The organism is Neotamlana laminarinivorans (genome assembly GCF_020523925.1).
In the GTDB taxonomy this organism is placed as follows: Bacteria; Bacteroidota; Bacteroidia; order Flavobacteriales; family Flavobacteriaceae; genus Neotamlana; species Neotamlana laminarinivorans.
On the sequence record NZ_JAJAPW010000090.1, the window covers coordinates 1 to 283 of the forward strand.

The following is a 283-nucleotide window of genomic DNA, read 5'->3' on the forward strand; positions in this document are numbered from 1 at the left end:
CAGAAGCAGAGGCTGCAGCAGCGAAAGCAGAACAAGAACGTTTAGCAGCAGAAGCAAAATCAAAAGCAGAAGCAGAAGCAGAAGCTAAGCGATTAGCACAAGAAAGAGCAGAAGCAGAAGCTGCAGCAGCGAAAGCAGAACAAGAACGTTTAGCAGCAGAAGCAAAATCAAAAGCAGAAGCAGAAGCAGCAGCTAAGCGTTTAGCACAAGAAAGAGCAGAAGCAGAAGCTGCAGCAGCGAAAGCAGAACAAGAACGTTTAGCAGCAGAAGCAAAATCAAAAGC

The 283-nt window shown here is 46.3% G+C and carries 1 protein-coding gene; it reads left to right on the plus strand.

Annotated elements, in window-relative coordinates; translation table 11 throughout:
• The coding region (locus LG649_RS16475) for a hypothetical protein (RefSeq protein WP_226544838.1) at nucleotides 1-283 on the plus strand (283 nt) is incomplete at both ends.